Origin of the sequence: Shouchella lonarensis (genome assembly GCF_900096965.1) — a bacterium.
Classification (GTDB): Bacteria; Bacillota; Bacilli; order Bacillales; family Bacillaceae_D; genus Shouchella; species Shouchella lonarensis.
In genome coordinates, this window is sequence record NZ_FMYM01000012.1 from 1 (window position 1) to 22,071 (window position 22,071).

General features: G+C 43.7%; 26 protein-coding genes and 1 pseudogene. All 27 read right to left on the reverse strand.

Annotation, left to right across the window (positions count from 1 at the left end):
• Positions 1 to 721: 721 nt before the first annotated feature.
• Entirely contained in the window at positions 722 to 2,458 is a 1,737-nt protein-coding gene (locus BLT29_RS11605; protein WP_090776488.1) for an ABC transporter ATP-binding protein, read from the reverse strand.
• Complete coding sequence (locus tag BLT29_RS11610; protein WP_090776489.1) at positions 2,455 to 4,215, reverse strand: ABC transporter ATP-binding protein; 1,761 nt, start codon at positions 4,213 to 4,215, stop codon at positions 2,455 to 2,457. The genes BLT29_RS11605 and BLT29_RS11610 overlap by 4 nt, the downstream gene beginning before the upstream one ends.
• Before the next feature lie 43 nt (positions 4,216 to 4,258).
• Positions 4,259 to 4,612: a cupin domain-containing protein gene (locus BLT29_RS11615; protein WP_090776490.1), complete on the reverse strand. Its 354-nt coding sequence runs from the start codon at positions 4,610 to 4,612 to the stop codon at positions 4,259 to 4,261.
• A 181-nt stretch (positions 4,613 to 4,793) separates the two neighbouring features.
• A complete protein-coding gene (locus tag BLT29_RS11620) occupies positions 4,794 to 6,044 on the reverse strand; it encodes an MFS transporter (RefSeq protein ID WP_090776491.1) in 1,251 nt (416 codons plus the stop codon).
• Positions 6,045 to 6,170: 126 nt separating this feature from the next.
• Positions 6,171 to 8,036: a ThiF family adenylyltransferase gene (locus tag BLT29_RS11625; protein ID WP_090776492.1), complete on the reverse strand. Its 1,866-nt coding sequence runs from the start codon at positions 8,034 to 8,036 to the stop codon at positions 6,171 to 6,173.
• A gap of 614 nt (positions 8,037 to 8,650) precedes the next feature.
• Positions 8,651 to 9,043: a sigma factor-like helix-turn-helix DNA-binding protein gene (locus tag BLT29_RS11630; protein WP_176763912.1), complete on the reverse strand. Its 393-nt coding sequence runs from the start codon at positions 9,041 to 9,043 to the stop codon at positions 8,651 to 8,653.
• 207 nt (positions 9,044 to 9,250) lie between these two features.
• Positions 9,251 to 9,835 carry a DUF302 domain-containing protein gene (locus BLT29_RS11635; RefSeq protein WP_090776494.1) on the reverse strand — a complete coding sequence of 195 codons (585 nt, stop codon included), beginning with the start codon at positions 9,833 to 9,835 and terminating at the stop codon, positions 9,251 to 9,253.
• A gap of 76 nt (positions 9,836 to 9,911) precedes the next feature.
• Positions 9,912 to 11,540, reverse strand: coding sequence for a ribosomal protection-like ABC-F family protein (abc-f, locus tag BLT29_RS11640; RefSeq protein WP_090776495.1), 1,629 nt, complete (start codon positions 11,538 to 11,540; stop codon positions 9,912 to 9,914).
• Between the two features lie 169 nt (positions 11,541 to 11,709).
• On the reverse strand, positions 11,710 to 11,832 hold the full coding sequence (locus BLT29_RS13940; RefSeq protein WP_281241424.1) for a hypothetical protein: 123 nt from the start codon (positions 11,830 to 11,832) through the stop codon (positions 11,710 to 11,712).
• 104 nt (positions 11,833 to 11,936) lie between these two features.
• The gene (locus BLT29_RS11645) at positions 11,937 to 12,287 is read right to left on the reverse strand and encodes a DUF4260 domain-containing protein (protein WP_090776496.1); all 351 of its coding nucleotides are present in this window, start codon (positions 12,285 to 12,287) and stop codon (positions 11,937 to 11,939) included.
• A 40-nt stretch (positions 12,288 to 12,327) separates the two neighbouring features.
• A complete protein-coding gene (locus BLT29_RS11650) occupies positions 12,328 to 12,906 on the reverse strand; it encodes a histidine phosphatase family protein (protein WP_090776497.1) in 579 nt (192 codons plus the stop codon).
• A 12-nt stretch (positions 12,907 to 12,918) separates the two neighbouring features.
• Positions 12,919 to 13,670: pseudogene (locus BLT29_RS11655) on the reverse strand (amidohydrolase family protein).
• Positions 13,671 to 13,695: 25 nt separating this feature from the next.
• Entirely contained in the window at positions 13,696 to 13,914 is a 219-nt protein-coding gene (locus tag BLT29_RS13160; protein ID WP_141769896.1) for an NUDIX hydrolase, read from the reverse strand.
• Positions 13,915 to 13,932: 18 nt separating this feature from the next.
• Positions 13,933 to 14,103, reverse strand: coding sequence for an NUDIX domain-containing protein (locus BLT29_RS13165; RefSeq protein WP_141769897.1), 171 nt, complete (start codon positions 14,101 to 14,103; stop codon positions 13,933 to 13,935).
• A complete protein-coding gene (locus tag BLT29_RS11665; RefSeq protein ID WP_090776498.1) occupies positions 14,100 to 14,570 on the reverse strand; it encodes an NUDIX hydrolase in 471 nt (156 codons plus the stop codon). The genes BLT29_RS13165 and BLT29_RS11665 overlap by 4 nt, the downstream gene beginning before the upstream one ends.
• Positions 14,571 to 14,598: 28 nt before the next feature.
• A complete protein-coding gene (locus tag BLT29_RS11670; RefSeq protein ID WP_090776499.1) occupies positions 14,599 to 15,069 on the reverse strand; it encodes an NUDIX domain-containing protein in 471 nt (156 codons plus the stop codon).
• Positions 15,066 to 15,461 carry a GNAT family N-acetyltransferase gene (locus BLT29_RS11675; RefSeq protein ID WP_281241425.1) on the reverse strand — a complete coding sequence of 132 codons (396 nt, stop codon included), beginning with the start codon at positions 15,459 to 15,461 and terminating at the stop codon, positions 15,066 to 15,068. Before BLT29_RS11675 ends, BLT29_RS11670 begins: the two co-directional genes overlap by 4 nt.
• Before the next feature lie 69 nt (positions 15,462 to 15,530).
• On the reverse strand, positions 15,531 to 16,295 hold the full coding sequence (locus BLT29_RS11680; RefSeq protein WP_090776501.1) for a 2-phosphosulfolactate phosphatase: 765 nt from the start codon (positions 16,293 to 16,295) through the stop codon (positions 15,531 to 15,533).
• A 23-nt stretch (positions 16,296 to 16,318) separates the two neighbouring features.
• A complete protein-coding gene (locus BLT29_RS11685; RefSeq protein ID WP_090776502.1) occupies positions 16,319 to 17,164 on the reverse strand; it encodes a GNAT family N-acetyltransferase in 846 nt (281 codons plus the stop codon).
• A 49-nt stretch (positions 17,165 to 17,213) separates the two neighbouring features.
• Complete coding sequence (locus tag BLT29_RS11690; RefSeq protein ID WP_090776503.1) at positions 17,214 to 17,411, reverse strand: hypothetical protein; 198 nt, start codon at positions 17,409 to 17,411, stop codon at positions 17,214 to 17,216.
• A gap of 82 nt (positions 17,412 to 17,493) precedes the next feature.
• Positions 17,494 to 18,159 (reverse strand): MBL fold metallo-hydrolase, encoded by a 666-nt coding sequence (locus BLT29_RS11695; protein WP_090776504.1) that lies wholly within the window; start codon positions 18,157 to 18,159, stop codon positions 17,494 to 17,496.
• A 79-nt stretch (positions 18,160 to 18,238) separates the two neighbouring features.
• On the reverse strand, positions 18,239 to 18,625 hold the full coding sequence (locus BLT29_RS11700) for an NUDIX domain-containing protein (protein WP_245701256.1): 387 nt from the start codon (positions 18,623 to 18,625) through the stop codon (positions 18,239 to 18,241).
• Between the two features lie 49 nt (positions 18,626 to 18,674).
• Positions 18,675 to 19,262, reverse strand: a complete 588-nt coding sequence (locus BLT29_RS11705; RefSeq protein ID WP_090776506.1) for an AAA family ATPase — start codon at positions 19,260 to 19,262, stop codon at positions 18,675 to 18,677.
• Complete coding sequence (locus tag BLT29_RS11710) at positions 19,262 to 20,176, reverse strand: phosphotransferase family protein (protein ID WP_090776507.1); 915 nt, start codon at positions 20,174 to 20,176, stop codon at positions 19,262 to 19,264. Before BLT29_RS11710 ends, BLT29_RS11705 begins: the two co-directional genes overlap by 1 nt.
• Before the next feature lie 10 nt (positions 20,177 to 20,186).
• The gene (locus tag BLT29_RS11715) at positions 20,187 to 20,966 is read right to left on the reverse strand and encodes a class I SAM-dependent methyltransferase (RefSeq protein WP_090776508.1); all 780 of its coding nucleotides are present in this window, start codon (positions 20,964 to 20,966) and stop codon (positions 20,187 to 20,189) included.
• A gap of 31 nt (positions 20,967 to 20,997) precedes the next feature.
• The gene (locus BLT29_RS11720) at positions 20,998 to 21,669 is read right to left on the reverse strand and encodes a Type 1 glutamine amidotransferase-like domain-containing protein (RefSeq protein WP_090776509.1); all 672 of its coding nucleotides are present in this window, start codon (positions 21,667 to 21,669) and stop codon (positions 20,998 to 21,000) included.
• Between the two features lie 51 nt (positions 21,670 to 21,720).
• Positions 21,721 to 22,071: a nuclear transport factor 2 family protein gene (locus BLT29_RS11725; RefSeq protein WP_176763913.1), complete on the reverse strand. Its 351-nt coding sequence runs from the start codon at positions 22,069 to 22,071 to the stop codon at positions 21,721 to 21,723.

Consider the following 22,071-nt stretch of genomic DNA (forward strand, 5'->3'; position numbering starts at 1 on the left):
GCACAAATGAAGGACGGGTGTACGAGCGTTTTTGCGTGTTAAACTAACTAAATGACCGAGCCATATAACTTGAAATGTCATCGGTCTATCGCTCGATCATTGGCGTTTTTAGTCACACGCAAAATGGCAGAGGGCAAGGGGGGAAGGGTGGAGATTTTTGAGTGGTTTTCTCAAAAATACAACCCGGCCCTTGCCCTCTGCCAAGCCTCACGGAGCTAAATTTCGAAATAATACACGGCAATTATCAGTGCACAATTGTAGAGTGGTGAAATCATTGGTCTTTTAAGGCGCTCGAGAAATTCTTGACACATACGTAGATTTGCGAGCCTTGACGTCTACTAACCCCACCATGTATACTAACAGTAAGCAAAGCATAAAATGAAGAAGACCACGGGTCTAGAGCGCCCGCGGTCTTATGATAGCAAGGTTCCCATTAAGAGGGACAGCTTTTAGGCGGAGTAACTCCACATTCCAGCTGTGGCGCTAGGGTGGAGTTACTCTTTTTTACTGAGAGTAACGATTGACACAACTAACATAAGCGTGGACACTAATAGGCCACAAAACATACCGATCAGTACCGCCGTCTGAAAGCAGGTCATGGCAACACCTCCCTTCTATCGGGAGAGTGCTGTCCGCCCTTGCGTCACCTACACCATCATATCTTCTATTCTAGTATAGTTGACGAGATGGTAAAAGAATGACTCCTTGCAAATGTCTTCCGTTATTTCTTCTCCCCCAACCACACATTTACATCCGCACAAGACTGCCGTACCTCTGCTAATGTTCCTTGCGCAACAATGCTTCCTTCATCCATCACAATCACATGATCCGCCCGTAGTAAACAGTCTTTCCGGTGCGATACGACCAAGTACGTACGATCACGCTTATTTGCGAGATTCTCCCATAAGCGCGCTTCCGTTTGTACATCGAGTGCACTCGACACATCATCTAGCACAAATACGTCCGCCTCACATGCCAGCATCCGCGCGATTGCCACGCGCTGCACTTGTCCACCTGATAGTTTCATCCCGCGCGTACCAATAATTGTTTCAATACCGTCGGGCATTTGCGCAATTGTCTCTGTTAAGACGGCCTCTTCAATAACCCGGGACAAATCAACGTCATCTTCAGACTTGCCAAGCAAAATATTCTCCTTGATTGAAGCGCTAAACAGCGTTGGCACTTGCGGTGTGTATGCGCTATAAGGAGGGCCAAAAAACGCCGCCCGGTCATCTACGCGTTGTCCACTCCAACAAACCTCACCCGCTTGCTTTGGCAATTGCCCAAGCAACGACCGTAGCAATGTTGTTTTCCCCGAACCAACGCGCCCGGTAATGACGGTGAAGCTCCCTTTTTTTATCGTAAGACTCGCGTCCTGCACGCCTAGCGTGGAACCTGGGAACTGATAAGTCAAGCCTGACACCCGTAACTGTTCGAAAGAAGAAACCCGAACCTTTTCCTCCTCATTTACCGGCAGCTGCTTCAACGGTAAAGGCGTGTGCCGGACGAGCGCCTGAGCTTGTTTCTCCCCAAATAACGCCGCCATTCGCTTGAAAGAAATGCTCGTTTGCCGGTAATGAGCCAGAAAGCGTCCGAAAAACTGGGTAAACTCCGTGACGTAGCCAAGATAAAAGACAAACAACACAAAGTCACCGATTTTAAAAGCACCGCTTTGCATCGCTCCTGCTGAGAGCAATAAAATGAGCCCGGTTCCGATCGTCACCGTGTTTGCAAAGACCGCCTCCAAGGCTTGCGTCAATGCGCGATCTTTCACCATCGTCTTTCGCCGCTCTTTGTTCAATGTGTCCATTCGCGCAAGCATCCGTGACTCTGCCCGCGCCAGTTGAATCGCTTGTGACATCGCTGTCATCTCACCAATCGTACTTACGACAGCAGCAGAAGCTTGCTTACTTTTCTCACGATGTGCGCCCAGTCGTTTCATCGCCATATTGGCAATCGCGACAACAACAATGAGTGGTACGAATACGAACAACGTTAATTGCACATCTATTGCTAATAAAAGAACGAGAGAGCACATCGCAAACAAAAACCGACCCACGAAATCTAACGTCCAACTAATCGCGTCTTCTGCTTGCGCTGCATCTTCGCGAAATTGGATGACCATTTGTCCTACTTCTAGCTTCACTGGCTGCGCTAGCACATGAGCAAATAAATTTTTCCGAATGAGCCCGCTCATCATGAACCGGTGCCACACATCAGTCAGCGCTCCCATAAAAATAAACGTGATCCGTCCGCACGCAACGCCCAGTAGTAGAAGCAACAAGCTCCACACACCGATTGTCAAGTTTGCGTCCCCTGTCAATGTATGAAGCAATTCTCGCGTCAACAAACCCGGCACAATCGGGAAAAGATGAATGACGAGCCAAATGAACCCATTTAACACATACAGCCACGGCCGGTACATGATGAGTGCCCACATAAACTGGAATGGCTTCATTGTAACAACTCCTTTCTTCCCCCGTGCAACAACTTGTAAAAATGTGTGTGCGGGGTTGATGCGAGTTGTTCGCGCTTGCCATATTCCAGCACACGCCCGTGGTTGAGAATGAGCACTTCATCAACATGGGCAATCGTCGCTAGGCGATGGGCAATAATGATCGCTGTTCGCCCGGCAAGAAGCCGACGCATTGCCTGGTCGAGCACCTGCTCCGTAGCTGGATCAAGACGCGCTGAGGCCTCATCTAAAATGATTAGCCCCGGGTTAGCTAAAAATACCCGTACCAACACGAGCAACTGCGCTTCCCCAGCCGATAGTTGCACGCCCTCTTCGCCTACATACGTATCTAATCCATGGGGAAGCGTGCGGTACCAAGATGCCAAACCGAGTTCATCAATCACCGTAATGATTTTTTCATCACTGACATGCGGATCAAAGAACGTCACATTGTCACGCACCGTTGCTTTCAGTAACTGTACATCTTGCGTCACAAAACCAACTCGCGCTCGCAAATCGGATTGAGCAACTTCAGAAACCGCCACATCTCCAAGTTTGATCGCCCCTTCATCCGGCTCATAAAAACGGAGCAACAATCGAGCGAGCGTTGTCTTCCCACTCCCGGTTTTTCCGAGTAAACCAAGGACCTTCGTTGCCCGAAGCTGTATATAAATATCCTCCAGTACTGGCGTATCCGCTGCATAACCGAACGACACATTGCGCATCGATACCGACAGCGCACCGTCCGGCAAACACTTCTCACCTTCGTTCCTTATCGTTGCTTGCAGTTGGAATAACGCTTTTACCCGTAAAATACTCGCATCTGCCTTTTGTAAATCCTCCAGCTGGTAACGAATGTGTTCAATCGGTTTGATGAGTAATTCAGTGAAATAAAACACCATCACCACTGTACCAATTGTAATGATCCCAGCTTGAAACAACCATGCACTGAGCCCGAAAGCGACCACATTCCCGAGTGTAAACACAAAGATCGTCGTCATCCACATCGCATAACCACGCACGTGCGCCTGCTTCGATACTGGATACCACTTGTGTAACAACTGTTCAAACTGCCACAACACGTACGTGCGCCCACCGTTGGCACGCGCTTCTTCACGAGCAGCAAGCTGCTCAGTTAAAAAACCGAAAAAATCGCCGATCACTGCACGCAATCGCTGCCAATACGGCACTGCGAGCAGACGCATTTTATCGATTGCCCAAAAGGCAATCATGATAAACATGGTCATCACAACACCAATTCGCCAATCTTCTACTACGAACACGATCAAAATCCCTACAATAAACGTCGTATTTCCTAGTAAGCTGATCACAAAATGCGAGAAGAAATTTTGCAGCACGTGCACATCGCCATCAATCCGCTCAATCATTTCTCCAGTAGAAAATGACTGTTGCTGGGCCCGATCTAATGTGAAATAATGGGCCATCAACTCCGCACGGAGCGCATTGGTTGCTCGCCAACCAACATTTTCGCCCATGTATACGACAAGTACATGGAGCGCTTGCCCAGCTAACGCCCATACGACGAACAAAATGGCCGCACCATACATTTGTGAGATCGAACCACCCGTCCTTGCGAGATCAATAAACTGACGCAACGCAAGTGGGCTAAGCAGTTGACAACCGATGCTAATTAACAAAAGTACAAATACTGCTACAACACGCCACCTCATTGGTCGCATGTACTGATAGAGTAACTGCCCATATGCTTTTATAGGCATTCGTTTTTTCTTATCTATCATGAGTCCCTGCTTTGAATGCTTTAACTTATCATCATTCCCCCTTTTATTTCACCTCGAGCGACGCATGAGGTTGTAACGTTTCTGATTCAACAACAAGCGCCGTTAATCCGACGGCTGTCTTCGTCTCATGTCCTTCACCTTTTTCCCAAAAAACCGCTTCACCGGCGGAGATAGGGAACGACGAGCCTGTCTCGCCGCGTACTTCTCCTTCTCCATCGATCACAAGTAACAGCTGATTCACAACTGTTTCGTGAAAACCGATCATATCGCCTGGCTCAAGATATACCATGCCAACATGCGTCGCACTGTCTGTCATAACCAACTTTGTCATTATAAAATGAGAGTCAAAGTGCGTGACTTTCTTTCCTGTTTCTCGCGAAAATTTAAAGCGTTTCATGTGTGATACCTCCCTCCATATTTTTATTGTTTCCCTACACTATCCTCCCCACTAAAGATAGTGCTTTTAAACATGAAATCCCCCGAATGAAATACTTTTTCAAGTATCTTCATTCAGGGAAGCCTGTTAGAGTACTAACTCTGCTAAAGTGTAAAGTAAGTTATTAATATCAACAACATTCTCAACTTGATTGTTGATAACTTTCTTGTTTCTCTAGCTCTAATTCACATTTTTCTGGCTGCGGGAGTTGCCGCAATAATGGTTGTGTTAACCAGTATAATGACACAAGTATCAGTGCGATCCCAGCGCTAATAAACGGATAGATAGAACCAAATTGTGCACCAATGATTCCACCAAGAAGTGCGCCAAGAGGGGCCGCTAGGGATGATGCACTCATCATAAGAGACATTACACGCCCAAGCAACCTTTCTTCAATACATCGTTGAAAAATGGCCGCTCCCATGACATTGCTAACGCCAATGATCGTTGTGCTAAATCCAGTAAGAATAATGGATACAATTGGGGAAGGGACAATGGCTGCTGCGATCCATGTCACCCCACAAATCATGAAGCCAACGATGGTCAAGTCACCAAATCTGAAGCGACTAAGCTGAGAAGCAGAAGCTGTACCAAGTAACATGCCAATTGATAACACGGCCATATAGACACCATATAAACTCGGTCCACCTTTTTGCTCAGCGATACTAGGTAAATTAACGATAAAAGCCATGAGAAAGGCATTAGCAACAACACCACTTACTAAGAGGCGAGGAATAATGGTTTTTCTTGCATATGTGACACCTTCTTTTAAATCAACCTTGTAATTCCGCATGGTGATTAATAGTGTTTCTTTTTGTGCAGCGTTGCTGACTGCTGGTGCCGTTTTGAGGCATGTAAACAATATCGTCGTCAGTAAATACAAAAAGGCATTGATAAATAGAAGAAGTGGTGCGTCAGTAAAAACTAATAAAGCACCTCCGATTCCCATAAACAAAATGTCCGTCCCTTGATAAGCAACCGACATGTACGAGTTTGCCTTTATCAATTCATTCTCCTTAACAACACGTGGCAACAACGCGCTTTCAGCAGGGTAAGCAAATTCACTGATACACGAAGTGATAAACATGATTAGTAGTAACCAATGAACCGTCAATACGTCAAAATAGTAAAACAAGGGTACTAACAGTAAAAATGCAAATTGCAGAAGCTGTGTCGTAATCAATATCGATTTTAAATTAGTGCGGTCAATATAAGGACCTGTTAAAAATTGAAACACTGAGGGAATCATCGTTAAAAAACCTGCAATACCAGTGTATAAGGTACTTCCTGTTAACTCAAAGGTGAGCCACATCGCGATAATTGCATAAAGACTATCACCAATATTGCTAAATAATCTTCCAGAAAATAATAACCAAAAGTTCGAACCCTTCATGTTATACCTCTTTTCCGTTTTATATCCTATGATCCACTCGGTATAAAGAAGAATTTATCTCCCAATCAATATGCACCAGCAGTTTTGGACTTATCCCAAAAAGAACGTCGGGCTTTAAAAAACCCTTCATTGCCCCAAATGACTTTTAGCAAACAAAGTAACTAGCTTATCAAATTCTGCAAAATTTTGATTCATCGCATACACATACCTATATGAAAACAACGGATCAGAGTTATTAATGTGGTGATTTAAAATTTGTAACAGTTCATCCTCGTGACCCTTAAATCCGTCCCACTTCTGAATAAAACCATTTATATCTCCGTTATAAGTATATTTTTCATATTCACATGCGACCATAGATGTAATATATTCATTTACATTGTGCAAAACAAACGCCCTTGACATCTCATAAATATCTTTTTCATAAAGGTGTTTTTTTAAAAAAGAAATTTGCTGCTTTAAAACAAACGATTCATGGACAAATACATTTTTCTCCCCTTGAATATAAAACAAAGCATGAAACACTTCATGAATAAGTGTATTGAAGGCATGTAAATCGTGTTCATTATTAATAACATTGTTAATAAAAATAAATCCATTGTCATTTACTGTCTGAGGCTTAGCAGACGAAAATAATGTTTTCTTATCTTGGATAAACCCATTATCGACGATCGCTTTTAGTTCAAGAAAATCTTTTTCCGAAAAGCGTTCCTTAATAAAGGTGAACAAACGCACTAAAAGCGCTTCCTTACTGACTTTTTGATCCACCCTCATCTCATCAGTGATCCTGTCTTTATAGTCCATAAACCTCTTAAAATGACTCATTTCATCCCCACGAAGAAAAGGTTCTAATTCTTTGTAAATCGCTTTTCGCTTAATTAGATTGTCATTAAAAAGATTATCTAATGTCAGATCCCTAATCCATTTGTCTTCTGAAACCATTTTGTTACCAACATCATAGAAAATCTGATTTACACTCGACCTCTCGCGTTCGAGTTTATCTTCCAATTGAATTTGAATCTCATTTCCCAAAAGATATTTATTTTTTAGGAAGTCCGCTGTGGAGATTTTCGCATTACTAATATTCAACATGTCATCAAAAATCATTTTTGATATTGTAAGCGCAGAAAATAGCGCATTAAAGATAACCCCATTGTTCTCCGCAATCTCTTGCTGATCACTCATAGATTGATTTTCTGACATCATCTCTTTCAAGACGAACTTATAATCATCCACGTTGATCATACGGGTATATTGCTGAAACACAGCATAACCTGTTAAAATGACCTTGATCTCTGAATTTACTTCAAATACATTTTTTAATAGGTTAATGGTCAGATCAATATCGTCTGCACACACTAATAAATAATTTGTCTTCTTGACATCTATAAGATGAGAAAGGTCATTAAAACCATTTACTTTATTTGCGAACACTTTTAATTGTTTATTTAATTGCCGATAACGCTTCTCTAAAGCTTGAACTTTATACTTTCCGACATCCTCTGGAAAGTAATTTTGCGCATATAAATTCTTCTCTTCTACTTTATCATGATCGATGAGCGTCAAATCATGAAGCCCTAATTTCAACAATCCTTCAGGAATATAGCTCCCACCTGTTCCTACTCCTAAAATACAAATAGACACCTCGTGTAATCGACAAAAATAATCTTCAAACTTAACATATGGAATGCTATCTGTATAAGAACGGAGTCTCATAACTATATGGTCGACCTCTTTAAACACTGAGATATACTTATTTTCAAGTAAATAGTTGAGTGTCATATCAAGGTCCTCTTCTTGATCAAACAAAGATAACTCAATCAATTCCTTACGGGTTTTCGGATCTTTGAGTTGCTTCAACAACTCAAAAAGCAGTTTATTATTCGAAGAACGTATTCCTGTTCTAAGATCTAAATTCGAAAAATAAAACATTATTTCATCTTCTTTTAATACCCAGTACATGCCAGCATGTAAATAATACTTAACTCCCATTAAATATCACCATTTCTTAGGCGGGCGTAAACAAAAGGTACCTCTACCCTCTGTACGCCCTCCTGACTTAATTTTAAAGTAAAAACTCTTCAAGAATCTGCACAAATTTTACTTAAATGTAAGTAAAGCGTCAAACGACTAGATTTAAACATACTTACACTTAACAATGATCTTAACGTTACCATACTGAACTGATTCATTACTCACTTTGTATTCATAGAACGTCATTATTCTCACCTCTTCCTCTATCATTTTAAAAGACTAACTAGCAATTTCGCTTATTTTTCCGCAAATCAATGCAACCGATTAGGTTTAGACATATTTACACTTAACAATGATTGTAACGTTACCATACTGGACTGATTCATTACTCACTTTGTACTCAAAAAATGTCACCACTTTCTCCTCCCCTCCTTTTATATTAGCTCTACGTTACTAACATAATTCAACTATTAAATATACTAATAGGTAATTCAAAAAATCAGCAAACCTAATGTTAAAGATGTATATAACCTAGAAGCTACTAGTAGTATAGCCCGAAAGATAATATATGACCACCCCAAAACGATCGCATTTCGATAAACAAACAGTTATTTCAAAGTCCTTTATCTCCATCAAAATAAACGCAACATAACAGCTAACTTATGTAGCGCCTCTCTTTTTACTCGGCGTCCATGGCTCTCACTTAATAGGGTTTGCTCATATACTTCCGTTGCCGTCAATTTCTCTACCTGCATATAACGCAAAATTAATAGCTTCCTTTCTCTCTCTGACAACTTATTTAAAGCTCTCACTATGCTGGTTATTTGATTTCTCTCTTCTTCACTCAACTTTAGCACACTTCCCCAGCATCCATTGCGTGTACATTCTGACCATTCAAACTGAAATGTTTCCGTTACTTGAAGCATGTCTTCTTCTAACATTGATATAGACCACCAAAAATTTTTTAATAACTCCTCTGTTTTTCTCCTTATTTGCCGATCTAGTTTTCCTTTCTCCCTTTTCACACATACTCCTCCTATCATACCATGATGAAAAATTGTGATAGAGACACCGCTTACAGTAAATTGCAACAATCACACGATGAATCAAGTACCCTCTACCTAACACTCATTTCTTCTCCTCAACAAATAAGGAAAGCCATTTAAGGGAATTAAGTAACTTATAAGTTAACTTTTTTTATCATATCACATTATTTGATGGGTCGTCTATACTTAAATGGCAAACAAACATACGAAGAGATGGTCATAGACAAGAACGTCCAATATAAAGCAGTCAGTCTTTTTATTTTTATCCTCCAATCGTAAAAGAATAAAAGCCCCACTTCCAGCGGTCACATCCACCTCGCACCCCATTGCGAGGGAAAAGATTTTGTTCGTGATCGCTTCGGTTTCTTGCCATGCACCCGGATGCGTCGCAAATGCGCGGGCCGTCCGACCAATGACCATATAATCGTGGGCGGCAATTTTCTCATGCACACATCGCCACTCCTCCGGCGACTGCATCGCCCACGTCACGAGGCGATCCAAATCACAATAATGATAAAAATCATGTCCATACGACTGGGCGAGCGCTGCCACTTTCCGACGCGCATGCGCCACGCCTTTTTTCTCAATGTCAAACACGGTAAAGTTGTGCGCTTTCAATGCATCACGCACACGCCGATCCGTCTGTTCGCTCAACGCCACATATTTTGCCCCTGGATACGTGGCAAGCACTGGCATTGCCGCTACTAAAGGTTGATAGAGCGCACCCGTTGGATCATGCATAATGGTGATGAGTGCGATATCATTTTTCATGTGCAATCACTCTCCACATACTCATCTAGTAACGGATTCTCGGGCTCCATTAATCGTTTTCTCCCCCTTTTTCCGTCTACGCATTTGCCTCTCGCTTCATGCGAGCATAAGCAAAGTTTCCTTCATACCGTGTCAATTTACCATCTTCCAACCAACACGTCACCGGAAACAACTTATTTAAAAAATAACGGTCATGCGAGACGACGACAACCGTCCCCGGGAATAGCACGAGTGCCTCTTCCAATGCTTCCTTTGAAGCAATATCAAGGTGATTCGTTGGTTCATCTAAAATGAGCACGTTATGCTTTTCATACATTAACTGGGCAAGACGTAACCGCATTTTCTCCCCACCACTTAATTGCGCAACTTTCTGGAACACATCATGACCATAAAAGAGAAATTGGGCGAGCTTCCCGCGCGCTTCTCCTTCTGTCACGGCACAGCTCGCGCGAAACGCTTCCAGCACTGTCTGCGTCTCATCCAGCTCTTGGTGATGTTGGGACAAGTACCCGCACGACACTCCTGAGCCGAGTTGTATGTCGCCCGCATCTGGCTCATCCTGCCCAAGCAAAAGACGCAGCAGCGTTGACTTTCCTGCACCATTGCCTCCTACAATGGCTAGCCGCTCGCGGTGGCGTACAGAGAGGGTAGTTCCTCGAAGAATGTGATTACCAGCGATCGTCTTCTCGACTCCATCTATACGCAATACATCTTGCCCACTTCGCTTCTGCTCGGCAAAGGACAATGCCATCGCTTTTTCTTGTGGTGGCCGTTCCAGTTGCTCGATTTTCGCGAGTGCCTTTTCCATACTTTTCGCTTGCCGATGCATTCCCGCATTTGGTGGATTCGCGCGATTGGCCCACTCCTTTAGCCGCTTAATCGTCGCCCGCATTTTTTTTATTTTCTTCTGTTGATCTTCGTATTGTTTAAATTGTAACAACACCCGCGCTTCTTTTTCCTCGACATAATACGAGTAGTTGCCATGATAATGATGCAGCTTTCCTTGTTCAATTTCTACAATCGACTGGACTGCTTCATCTAAAAAGGTGCGATCATGTGAAACAATGACGACCGTGCCCTCGTAGTGCCGCATCCAGTCTGTTAGCCATTCGATCGCCGGCAAATCCAAATGATTCGTTGGCTCGTCCAATAACAACAAATCTGGCTGTTGTAACAACAACTGTGCCAAGCCGACTTTCGTACGCTCTCCGCCACTTAACATGTGCCACTGTTTCCCTAGTAAATCATTTAACTGCAGACCATCCGTCACTCGCCGAATGACCGCATCTTGCTCATAACCACCTTGCGCCGCAAAACGCTCTTGTAATTTTCCGTACTCATTCAGCAATCGCGCTAAACGATTTTCATCTTTTTCTACCGCCAGTTGCTGCTCCAGCACTTGCATCCGCTCTGCCAAAGCCTGTACTTCCGCAAAGACGTCAGACAAAATGGCCAAAACCGATTTTTCCCCTGCGCGCACGGGACGCTGCTCAAGCAGCCCCACCCTAATGTCTTTTTTCCATGAGATGGTTCCTGCCTGCGGCGCTGTTCTTCCTGCTAACAAATGAAGCAACGTCGTCTTCCCTTCACCGTTACGTCCAATCAAACCAACGCGCTCACCTTGCTTCATTTCCCACGATACTTGTTCAAAAATCGTCTTGCCGCCCAACTGTTGTGTGCAAGCATGCATTTGACATACAATCATTTCATACTCCCCCTATACTAATGTCCACAGGAAGAGATTTCGCTGAGATTTTATGCGTACAAACCCTATCGTTCAACATTTTTATAACACAAAAAAGACGCCAGAGTTTACTCCGTCGCCTACTGTCTTTGTCCGTTTGCGAGTAAAAGTCTCTTCCCTGTGGTTTTTCCTATACTGTTGTCTCTTGAAAAAGGACAGACTGGTCCAATTTCGCAACAACTGTGGAAAAAAGAGCATGACAAATCCATAAGTATGCTAATATGGCTGCCTGGCTCCCACATGAAAGATTCATTTTACCCACCTCCTAAAATATGATTACACCGAGCATACACGATCTTGCGCGTGTTGTCTAGAGAAATCAGTGATTTTTTATTTTTGTGTGCTCTAGGTACCTGTTCACATTCGATCAATATGCGTATCCTTAAACTGCGTATCATACTTCAAACCAAATCCACAAAACCGATCCATTCCGATATGCGCCCCCCATATCAACCCGATCTCTAGTAACAATCGTTGCTCCAGCCACACCCCTATAGCGATCAGCATCACCGGAACGACATACGTATGAAATAAATTGTAAACGATGCTACCAACTTTTTGATTGTACATATAGGCAACCATCGATATGTCCGGTACCAGTGCGAGGACGAGAAGGAACCACCACGCACCACCGATGTAAAAATAGAGCCCAACCGCCAACAAAAAGACCGCTAATCCTTCTAATTGGATGATACGTTTGACATTCATTTTCACCCTCCCAATACCTAAAATCTATTCAGACAGATTGCTAACCCACTTCCCACAATCTCGTTACACTTATCATTCTTTCACCTTGAAAATTAAGCTTGTAAATATCCGGCTTGCTCGTATTCAACCAAAAATCGTAGTCATAGAAAGAATCATATGCATTTAAGATAATCGTCATAATATTCCCGTGAATGCCAATCGCAACTTTTTTACCTGCATATCTCGTCAACACATCAGTCATCCCTCGCATGCCACGTTGTTTCGCTTCCTCATTCGATTCGCCACCTGGAAATGTATACGTTGTCTCTTGAAAGACTTTTTTTATGGCTGGAAAAAGGTGCTCTCCAAAGATATAGTCTGGGCCACTCATCTCCCTTTCACGAAAATCTTCATTCGTTTCGATATTTATCCCTCGTTCACGCGACGCATCTTCCAGCGTCTGAATCGCCCGACGATATGGGCTAGAGATCAGCACATTTACACCCTCTTCTTTTAAAACGCGCGCCACTCTTTTCGCGTCAGAAAATCCTATGTCTGTCAGACCTCTCGTTCTTTCTTCCCGTTTAGAACCCCTCTCGGAGGATGCATGTCTGACAAAATAAATTGTTGTTTCTAACATACTGATGTCCCCCTATCTTGACTGTAAATACCACGCCCGCGCATTTTTATATAACACTTTTTCCGCAGCTTCTAGCGGAAGCGCTCTATATACGAGGTTAATATCATCATCACAATACGGTCTTTTCGCCCGCGTCGAAGGCAAATCTGTGCCAAACATGAGCGCATGCGGGTTGGCTTCATAGATTGTACGCAATGCTTCTTCAACGTCAAAATCGACCCTACCGAACCCAGTCGCTTTCACTTTGACTCCTTTATTAACCAAGGCAAGCAAGTGTGGAAGCCCTTCTTTCGATAAGCCGAGATGGTCAATGGACACAGCTGGCAAGCGCTCAAGTATCAATGCAATTTCGGGTAACGAGATTGCGTCGATGTACAATTCTGATGCCAGCCAGCTAAATTGTAGACTCTTCTTGCAAATGCATCTAACCGCGCAATATCTTCAGAACCACCTCGTTTCACGTTAAAACGCAGCGCCCGCACCCCACCATCATGCAATTTTAGGATATCAGCATCGCTTACTTCATATGGTAGTTGCGTCACACCGACAAAATTGTCACCCAGTTGTTTTAAGGAATGTAGCAAGTAAGTTTGGTCGTACCCTTGAAAAGATCCTGAAACAATCGCACCTCCTTCTAGCTGTATATCTTTCGTTCTCTCAAGATATTGTTCATGTGTAAATGCGTCCGGTAAGTAGCCTTGATTTTCGATTAACGGAAACTTCGGGTCAATAATATAAAAATGTGCATCAAATATTTTTGCCATTTTTCTGGTCCCCTCTCTTAATCTCTTACCGCTCCATATACTCCTCCACCAACGTCACAACAGCTGGTGCCATCCACTCTGTTTTCTTGACACTGATCCAATCGACTTCGCTAATTTCAGCACAAGGAGAAATTTCTCCATCCCAATTAGCAGCAAAACAAATTAACTCCACGAGTGCTTCTTCCCCGTAAGCCGGCCCCTTCACTGTGTACAAATAATGGACGCGCTCCTTTTGAATTGTCATATTCAATTCTTCTGCTAACTATACTTCCCTTGTCGCACATTGCACCGGGCTCTCCGGAAATTCTAATTTACCGCCCGGAGGAATAAACCCTTTAAAATCATCGTGTTGGCGGTCGAGTAACAGTACTTGGTTTCCGTCTTGTATAAGACATAATGTGTAGATTGTGTATTGAATCTGGGATTGGATCATCGTTTCAAGCCCTCATTATGAAAATTTTTCTTAAACGCTTGAAGATAACGCGTATCCCCTTTTGTTAAAGGAGATGGCAGCGAGTCTAACGAATAGAAAGACAGTGATCTTGTCTCATCATTATCATCGGATAACGTTCCAGAAAAGCTTTTACATACATACACTGCTGTTACCGAATACAGTTCATCGCCGTTTGGAGCTTTCAAATAATATTCGCGCCCAGAAAATACATTTAACAACTCAAGCTCGTGAACATCTAAACCCGTCTCTTCCTTCACTTCTCGTGTTGCCACTTCTTCAAAACTTTCACCAAGATTCATCAAACCGCCCGGCAACCCCCAGGGTCCATCATGTCGTTCTTGTAAAAGCACCTTTTGTTCTAATTCATCCCACAAAATGACAATCGCGCCTGGTAAAATCAATGGCTTCGTCCCGACATACTCTCGTAGTTCTTTGAAATATTCCATAGCAACGACACTTCCTTTGCAAGTTTGCTTATTGATTAAGATAAGATTGAACGCCAGCTTGATCGACCCAACTAAGTGAACCTTCTTCTAACAGTCTACGTAACTCCTTCTTGGTCACCCACTGGATATGATCAGAACCATCTCCTTTTTTCAATAGCTTTCCCTTCGCTCGGCATCTAAAATACACGCCCATAGAGTTTACAGGTCCTTCAAGCGTTTGATACACCGCATAAGGCGCCATGCATTCAACTGTAAATCCTTCTGTTGATGTCGTTTTCACTTCATGTAAAGGATCTATGATAGATTCAAGCGCAAGACCAGTCTCCTCCTTGATCTCTCGTCGCAGTCCATCAATAAATGATTCATACTCTTCCAGTCTACCACCCGGCAATTCTATCGGGGTTTCGCTTTCATTTTCCTTTACACGTCTTTGCACAAGGATTTCTTCCTCATCATCCACATTTCTTATAATCAACGCTCTTACATTGACATGGATCATGTGGTCACCTCCTTCTTAAACAACACCCGATCGAGCCCCGGTCCATCATAATCTTTGTGCACATAAACACCGTCTTCTAGCCATGGACTTTCTTCCACCTCAAAGCCCATATGTGTGTGGAAAGCAATGGACTGCTTGTTCACCGGAGAAGTGATGCACTTGATTGTCATCTTTTTACGCTTCCCTCGCACCGCTTCAAAAAAGTGTTCATACAACCTTTGCCCAATGTATCGTCCACGGTAATCTGGATGAACACCGACGAAATGAATATACGCCTCATCTGTTTGTGTTTGCGACAAAAAGCCGATGAGAAATGCAACCATGTCTCCATCCTTATCGATGGTGTAGCTTGTTGCGCAACGCTTGTAATTAATGACCGCCAGCGCCGGCAAATGTCTTGCTTAAATTCTCCACGGATAAAACAGTCTTTTGTTTTTTGTCATGATATCTTCCCTCACAATTTAGTTATCTCGTAAACCGTTTTCAAAATACGCGCCTCCCGGGTGCAACACAGGTACGACATTCGTCGTATTAAATTGAGCGCAGAAGGCAATATCATCTTCGTATCCTCTTGCAATCAGTTCTTGCCCACTCCCGCACGATGTGACGAGCTCAGACAGTTCACTTCTACAACCATTAAAAGACGCCATACATACTTGTGCTTCAGGAGACTTTGAGCCTACTAACCCTTTTAATATCGCACCAGCACCGAGGGCATCTTCTATTGCCGGCCTCATGTTGTTCTCATCTTCTCTTGCGTCATCCCAACGTTCACCGCAAGAGACCACCGTAATTGGTCTATTGATCTCTTCTTGTAATTTATTGCAATATCTAGCAACAGCCGCCGCATTTAATAATGAACCAATCACAAGCTTTGGAACTTGCTTGGCAATCCAAGCACAGTGCGCGCCGTTGAGCGAGCTCAACACAAATCGTCGCTCGCGATGTTCTCGTGCAAAAGAAACAGGCGACAACGTTGGCACACCTAATTTAGCCGCTTCGCTCCTACCAGGAAGACACGTTGCGCCAATGGACTGCGCATACATTTTGCCATCTTCATGCAAAGGATACGGGTAGATAACGGCCCCGTTGTGCAAGGCTGCAACGACCGTCGAGGAAAAACTGAGCACGTCGACAATGACAGTGATATCGCCTCTTTTTGCTGCTTCCCTTGCGCCTCTTATCCCCCAATCATGGCGACAGTCAAAGGATCGTTGATCAAACATCGATGCACCTCCAGCCAGTCACATCACAATTTAAAATAATGAACGTAATAAGTTCTGAGTCTCTTAAACCCTACCTTTTCCGCCACAGCCTGGGACGGAAGATTTCCCTTCATACAATCCCAATAAGGCGTCAGTCCTCTTTGGAAACATGCCTGCACGTATGCACAAGCGACGATTTGTGCCAGTTTTCTTCCTTCATATTCCTTTAATGTTTCTATCGCTGTCGAAGAAAACTTATCGGTGATGAAATCCGAGAAGCACACACTCACAACTTTTTGTTCATGAACGATACAATAACCGAAACCTTTTTCTAAGAACTGGTTGATACTCCCCCAATAACCCGTGATCTTCCCCTGTAAAAAGGATAGATTTTCAATCTCATTTGCGTTTAATAGAGAACTGGATATTTCGCATAACTCGTAACCGGATGGTAGCTGATGTGCTTGCAACGCTGCATGACCACTTTCACGCAAAGTATACACGAACTGCTCGTCAGTTTCGATACCCTTATGTTGAAAAATATCTTTCACAGCCTGATCCCACTGCGGAGACGTTCCACCGATTTCAAACCAATCCCAGCTGATCTTTTTTGCTTCAGATTTTATATATCCCTCAATGAAAGGACCAATCTCTCGCTGAAACGTTTGATTCCCACCATCGCCGACCAAACCAAAACCAATGTCATCGGATTTAAACCAAACTAAACCTGTAGATGGCTTGTCCTTGTCATCAACAAAGATTCTTCCCGGATTGTTACCTAAAATAACGGCAGTTGCTAACGGATCATTTTCATCAATTAAATGCGTACATTTGTTAAATTCATTTTTTTTTAGTTCGTAGATCATTTTTTCCTCTTCTTTCTCTCTCATATTATAAGCCTCTAATGAAGAATACAGCAACTGTCATTTTGTATGACCGTTACTGCTCACAAATAAAAGTATAGTCTAGGTATAAAAACGAACTTGAGATATTCACAGCCCCGTCATTCTTCAAACACTCTTCCGTCAATACTTGTACCTCTTGATAGTTAAAATAAACCTTTATCCCCAATAAAAGTCCAGCTAAGATGATCACCAATAATAGCACCAATACCCACGTCCAATGAATACGCCTCATTTACTACTATCACCCCCTTCCTTCTCAAATTCTCATGCGTATCATATCTTATCATCAAGCTATCCATAAAGCATCCATTTCTCTAACTTCTTTGATACCGCGCGACATACGCATCAATCTGTTTATGGGGCTCATAAACGTCACGCCCATGACAAATGCTGACCAACCTCGGTTTCAGTGTCTCAACAACACGACCGCTCGTTACAGCTTGTTTTAAGTCGACAGTGGCAGAGCCGAACGGCTTCCGTAACTGCCCTCCTCGTGACATAAACAAATCTCCGCCGATTAATACATTGTCTGCTTCATGATAATACGCGACATGACCGGGCGTATGCCCCGGGGTGTAAAATGGCGTTAATCCCCCTATTTCTTTGAACATCCCATCAGGCAACACCGGTAGTGTCTCAGCAAGATGAGACGGAACCGCGTGTGTTGCTTTCTTCATTCCAGGATAAGGTTCGCTTCCTTCAAGGTATTTCATTTCACTCACATGCGCATAAACAGGGACGGTGTGTGCCGCGAGAATCTTTTTTAATCCGCCGACATGATCGAAATGACCGTGCGTAAGCAACACTGCTTTTAACTCGCCCCATTTTTCTATCTCTCGCAGCAATCGCTTGGCCATAAAAGGCAAACCCGTATCAACAAGATAGACACCCTCTGTTCCTTTTACAATCCAAGCGCTCACCTTCACCAAAAACCAAGCCTCGACTTTCTTGACATGTGGCGATACATTAATGGTTCTCATGATTTTCCTCCTAATGTCATCATTAAAGTCCGTTTTGCGCAAGTGGCGAGTCTAGGGAGAGCCTCCAATCCCCTATCTATTATTTTAGCTCCTTTATCAAACATAAGTCTACTGCATCAATCACTTCAACTCGTTCCTCTGTATCCCACAGCATGATACCCGATGTTTCCTCGTTTTCCACAAACGGTATGAGTTTTTCGACCATTGCACCGTATACCGGATTATATTTAAGCGTCCCATTCAATATGTTCTTTACCACCATTAGCCCAATAAAGTCCATCTCCGTGACCACTTGTCCCGTTTCTTCATACAACTCTCTTATCGCGCATGCTTTAGTCGTCTCTCCCCTTTCCCTCTTACCCGCAGGTAGTTCCCATTGTTTTCTCCACGTATTATAGCAAAGCAGAAACTTCTCTTGGCATTTGATCACTGCATATGAGCCTGCAACAGGTTGATACTGATCCATCTCACATTCCTCTATGCAAATCAAGTCGAGAAATTGAAAACCATGACTTTTATGACTGATCATCAGATTCACCTAAACCTTCAGCCAAACGGACAATTTCCTTCATCACAACGTCTACATCCCCGCTGTCTTTGATGACAAACAAATGGTCTGCTTCTTCTTTGGTAGGGTCTGTGATATCTTGTTGCTCAGATTCATTCAGTTGTCGCACGAGCACTTCCTCGAAATTCGCATATGACCCTCTAAATATGTTCGTACTGCGGTTGCTTTCGCGCACTCGCTCCAGTAACACCTTATCTGCAAGATCAAAATGAACGAGGATGCGGACAAACTGTTTTCGTGGGAACACTTCTTCTAGCAAATATGCGCGACCTTTCTTACTGCGATTGGCGTTACAAACAATGAAGTGACAATCGCTATGTTCTTTCGCATAATCAACAATAAGCTGCGAAAGCGCATGTTTCAATGTGTTAGGGCCGTGTTTGGGGAGTAATTTTTCGTAAAACGTATTTAAAAATGCAGCGTGGTTGTCTTGGTCAACCACGCAAGCATTGTTCAGCTCTTTTTCTAATGCGCGAGCAAAGGTCGTTTTCCCGCTATGCGTCTTTCCTACTGTCAGCACGACGAGCCTCTTCATCATCCATACCACTTCGGCTTGTCGCTACGGAAGTCGTCATGATCGGCGACAACTTCCCTCGCATACGCCGCAAACATTTCTTCGTCTTCTGATGAGCGATCATTTCGGGTAATCCATACCACTGCTGATACGGCATGCATCGCACTGTACAGCGCATATAATGACCAAAAATGATCCGTTGGTGTTTTTCCACCGTGGTACCCATCAATCACACCAGTTGTAAACGGCGTACTCACCGCTTTTGAAAAGAAGCCAAGTTTACACAAGTCGTGCAGTGGATCGCCCCAATCATATTGCCCAAAATCAATCAAACCTGCAAACCGCCCTTGATGAATGATGATATTCCCTGGATAAACATCATCGTGTTGAAAACGGTTCGGACGTCCTTTCATCAATGTTTCTCTCTCCCGAATCGCGCGCACCAACGTCTCTTTAAATGTGCGCTCAAATGACATCTCTTCAAATGCATCTATATAGCGATCGCTCTTGTTTTTCTTATGCTCATACCACGGTGACACATCCGCTGGTGCAGGACACTCGTGCAGCTGCACCAGCATTTGCCCCGCTTCATAGCCAACGTGATACTGGGCATCTTTACTTAACGTTGGTAACACTTCTTCCCCGTCCACACCAGGTATATACGAAAGTAACATATACGCCCTCACTACTTCAGGACAAGTTTGAAACTTGTATGCCGTCGGAACATCACTACTATACACATCTAATTGCTTGAGCGTTTCAAACTCCTTTCGCCGTGCTTCCTGTTCCTCAATCGGAAAAATCCGTAGTAATAAGCGCTCGTCTAATACATACTTGTCGTGAGTAGAAAACCCTTTTTGAAGCGCCTGTACAGACTGCGCTCCTGTTTCTTGCTTCACTTGTGCCACAATCGCATCATTCGATGTTTGACTCATGTTTGCCCCCTTACACACGCGCAATCCAGATCGTCCACCGATCTTTTTCAATGATTTCTTCTGTCATATCACCGATACTTTTTTCCACATGCGCAATCAATGCTTCTATTTGTACGTCATCTAATTGATGTAAAATCGAACGCCCACGCCGTGTGCGTAAATCATGCCGTAACTCTTCTACATCCGCATACATATCGCGCACTTCCCAAAGGTGATGAGCGCTTACTTCGGTGAAACCGGCTTCTTTTAACGCATGCTGTACTTGTTCATCTGTGAACCGTCTTTTTTCCTCTACTTCTCGCAAGAACGGGAATTTCTCAAATAAATAGCCGCGCAAGTGCGTTGGTGATCCCGGGAGAAAATAGTCTGCCGGCGTGCGGTCTTGAATGATCGCAACCCCGTTTTCCGCACGTAAAGTACGGTGAAATGCTTCAAACGTCGGGCGTAACGTATCCAAATGATGAATAAGCGCCCGCGCCAACAAGACATCAATCGTTCCTCGTTGTAACACGGATAAATCATCTGAAGGTGCGTGCACATAATCAATGTTGCCACCGCTATTTTTTTCGCGGGCAGCCGTTAACATTTTTTCTGATTGATCTACACCGGTCACATGTTTGGCGCCATTCTCTGCAAAAAGCGTTGTATAAATACCACCACCGCAGCCGATATCAGCAACCGTTTTTCCTTCAATGCCGACATGTTCACGAACAAAGTCTAACCATGATTGGTGTCCTTTTCTCTCTGCATAGGTGAAGCGATTTTCAAGTTGATCGAAGTTGTGTTTCATGTGGAAACCTCCTTGTTATATCTCACTGCAATCACTTTACGTGCATTGACTGCACCTCAATCCGCCCTTCCCTCTCTGTATGCACATACACACTACCAATACACGAATATTCGTCCCCTACTTTTAATAAATACGCATCATCGTCAATGCCAAATCCGCGGGTAATATTCGTTTGCCGCATCCCAGCCGACAAGTTGTCTCGATCTTGCCACGCTGTGTAATGAACACTGATCGCCACGTCTTGCAACAGACCGATTCCTTCCTTAATCAGCAATGATTGTGCCTCATTGTCGTTTGGTGAGATGATACAGCACGCTGGTGAAATGAGCGCGCCAGCTGAGAAGCCCATTATCGGTTTTCCTGCTTCATACATTGTCTTGATTTGCCGCGCCACACGGGCATCCGCCGCAAAATATTGCTGATATTTCACGGTATCACCACCGCCAATGATGAGCGCATCTGCTTGTTTGATGGCTTGCGTGAGTGCCTCACTATCGTCCGGGCCAGAAACGGCAAAGAAATCAATGTTGTCGTAACCCGCTTCCATGAGTCCTGACGTGTACTTCGGCATGTACGCTTGCCAACCTTCCCGCTCTAAACTAGCAATTAAAATGTTGCTATCCTTCGGTAAATGCCGTGTAAATATCGCGACAGCATCCGGTGCGATCGGTGGCCCTCCGCCACCAAAAATAAGCGTTTTCATTTACTCCACCCCTTTTCATTGGTTAAGAAAAGAGGGCCAGCGCCCTCTTTTTTAATCACATGTTTTCGTCCCTTGATGAAACACCATTTTCCATTCCTCATTAAACTTTTGCCATATTGAACTTCGTAATGCTTGCTGTTGCGTTTTTTTGTTATACGTCTGAAATGTCACGTGCGCCACCTCCGCTGTAAGCAAGCGCATCGCAAAATGACTCAGTTCCATATCTGCTTTACCAAGGCCGTCCACACAATCCTCATAAGAAAAGACACGCCCAGAACTGCCAAATTCAAAAAAGCTTTCCGCTAGCAGTTCTTTAATCCTAGCAGGATTGTTCCGCACCTCATTGGTAATTAGTGCTTCTTCCAACGACTGTAAATGTGCTTTCAAAGCTGCTTCATTCAT

What these genes read in the sequence shown, in the direction of transcription:
- BLT29_RS11605 (WP_090776488.1), bottom strand. Translation starts at nt 2,458, where the DNA reads ATGAAGCCATTCCAGTTTATGTGGGCACTCATCATGTACCGGCCGTGG.
- BLT29_RS11610 (WP_090776489.1), bottom strand. Translation starts at nt 4,215, where the DNA reads ATGATAGATAAGAAAAAACGAATGCCTATAAAAGCATATGGGCAGTTA.
- BLT29_RS11615 (WP_090776490.1), bottom strand. Translation starts at nt 4,612, where the DNA reads ATGAAACGCTTTAAATTTTCGCGAGAAACAGGAAAGAAAGTCACGCAC.
- BLT29_RS11620 (WP_090776491.1), bottom strand. Translation starts at nt 6,044, where the DNA reads ATGAAGGGTTCGAACTTTTGGTTATTATTTTCTGGAAGATTATTTAGC.
- BLT29_RS11625 (WP_090776492.1), bottom strand. Translation starts at nt 8,036, where the DNA reads ATGGGAGTTAAGTATTATTTACATGCTGGCATGTACTGGGTATTAAAA.
- BLT29_RS11635 (WP_090776494.1), bottom strand. Translation starts at nt 9,835, where the DNA reads ATGAAAAATGATATCGCACTCATCACCATTATGCATGATCCAACGGGT.
- abc-f (WP_090776495.1), bottom strand. Translation starts at nt 11,540, where the DNA reads ATGATTGTATGTCAAATGCATGCTTGCACACAACAGTTGGGCGGCAAG.
- BLT29_RS13940 (WP_281241424.1), bottom strand. Translation starts at nt 11,832, where the DNA reads ATGAATCTTTCATGTGGGAGCCAGGCAGCCATATTAGCATACTTATGG.
- BLT29_RS11645 (WP_090776496.1), bottom strand. Translation starts at nt 12,287, where the DNA reads ATGAATGTCAAACGTATCATCCAATTAGAAGGATTAGCGGTCTTTTTG.
- BLT29_RS11650 (WP_090776497.1), bottom strand. Translation starts at nt 12,906, where the DNA reads ATGTTAGAAACAACAATTTATTTTGTCAGACATGCATCCTCCGAGAGG.
- BLT29_RS13160 (WP_141769896.1), bottom strand. Translation starts at nt 13,914, where the DNA reads ATGACAATTCAAAAGGAGCGCGTCCATTATTTGTACACAGTGAAGGGG.
- BLT29_RS13165 (WP_141769897.1), bottom strand. Translation starts at nt 14,103, where the DNA reads ATGATCCAATCCCAGATTCAATACACAATCTACACATTATGTCTTATA.
- BLT29_RS11665 (WP_090776498.1), bottom strand. Translation starts at nt 14,570, where the DNA reads ATGGAATATTTCAAAGAACTACGAGAGTATGTCGGGACGAAGCCATTG.
- BLT29_RS11670 (WP_090776499.1), bottom strand. Translation starts at nt 15,069, where the DNA reads ATGATCCATGTCAATGTAAGAGCGTTGATTATAAGAAATGTGGATGAT.
- BLT29_RS11680 (WP_090776501.1), bottom strand. Translation starts at nt 16,295, where the DNA reads ATGTTTGATCAACGATCCTTTGACTGTCGCCATGATTGGGGGATAAGA.
- BLT29_RS11685 (WP_090776502.1), bottom strand. Translation starts at nt 17,164, where the DNA reads ATGAGAGAGAAAGAAGAGGAAAAAATGATCTACGAACTAAAAAAAAAT.
- BLT29_RS11690 (WP_090776503.1), bottom strand. Translation starts at nt 17,411, where the DNA reads ATGAGGCGTATTCATTGGACGTGGGTATTGGTGCTATTATTGGTGATC.
- BLT29_RS11695 (WP_090776504.1), bottom strand. Translation starts at nt 18,159, where the DNA reads ATGAGAACCATTAATGTATCGCCACATGTCAAGAAAGTCGAGGCTTGG.
- BLT29_RS11700 (WP_245701256.1), bottom strand. Translation starts at nt 18,625, where the DNA reads ATGGATCAGTATCAACCTGTTGCAGGCTCATATGCAGTGATCAAATGC.
- BLT29_RS11705 (WP_090776506.1), bottom strand. Translation starts at nt 19,262, where the DNA reads ATGAAGAGGCTCGTCGTGCTGACAGTAGGAAAGACGCATAGCGGGAAA.
- BLT29_RS11710 (WP_090776507.1), bottom strand. Translation starts at nt 20,176, where the DNA reads ATGAGTCAAACATCGAATGATGCGATTGTGGCACAAGTGAAGCAAGAA.
- BLT29_RS11715 (WP_090776508.1), bottom strand. Translation starts at nt 20,966, where the DNA reads ATGAAACACAACTTCGATCAACTTGAAAATCGCTTCACCTATGCAGAG.
- BLT29_RS11720 (WP_090776509.1), bottom strand. Translation starts at nt 21,669, where the DNA reads ATGAAAACGCTTATTTTTGGTGGCGGAGGGCCACCGATCGCACCGGAT.
- BLT29_RS11725 (WP_176763913.1), bottom strand. Translation starts at nt 22,071, where the DNA reads ATGAATGAAGCAGCTTTGAAAGCACATTTACAGTCGTTGGAAGAAGCA.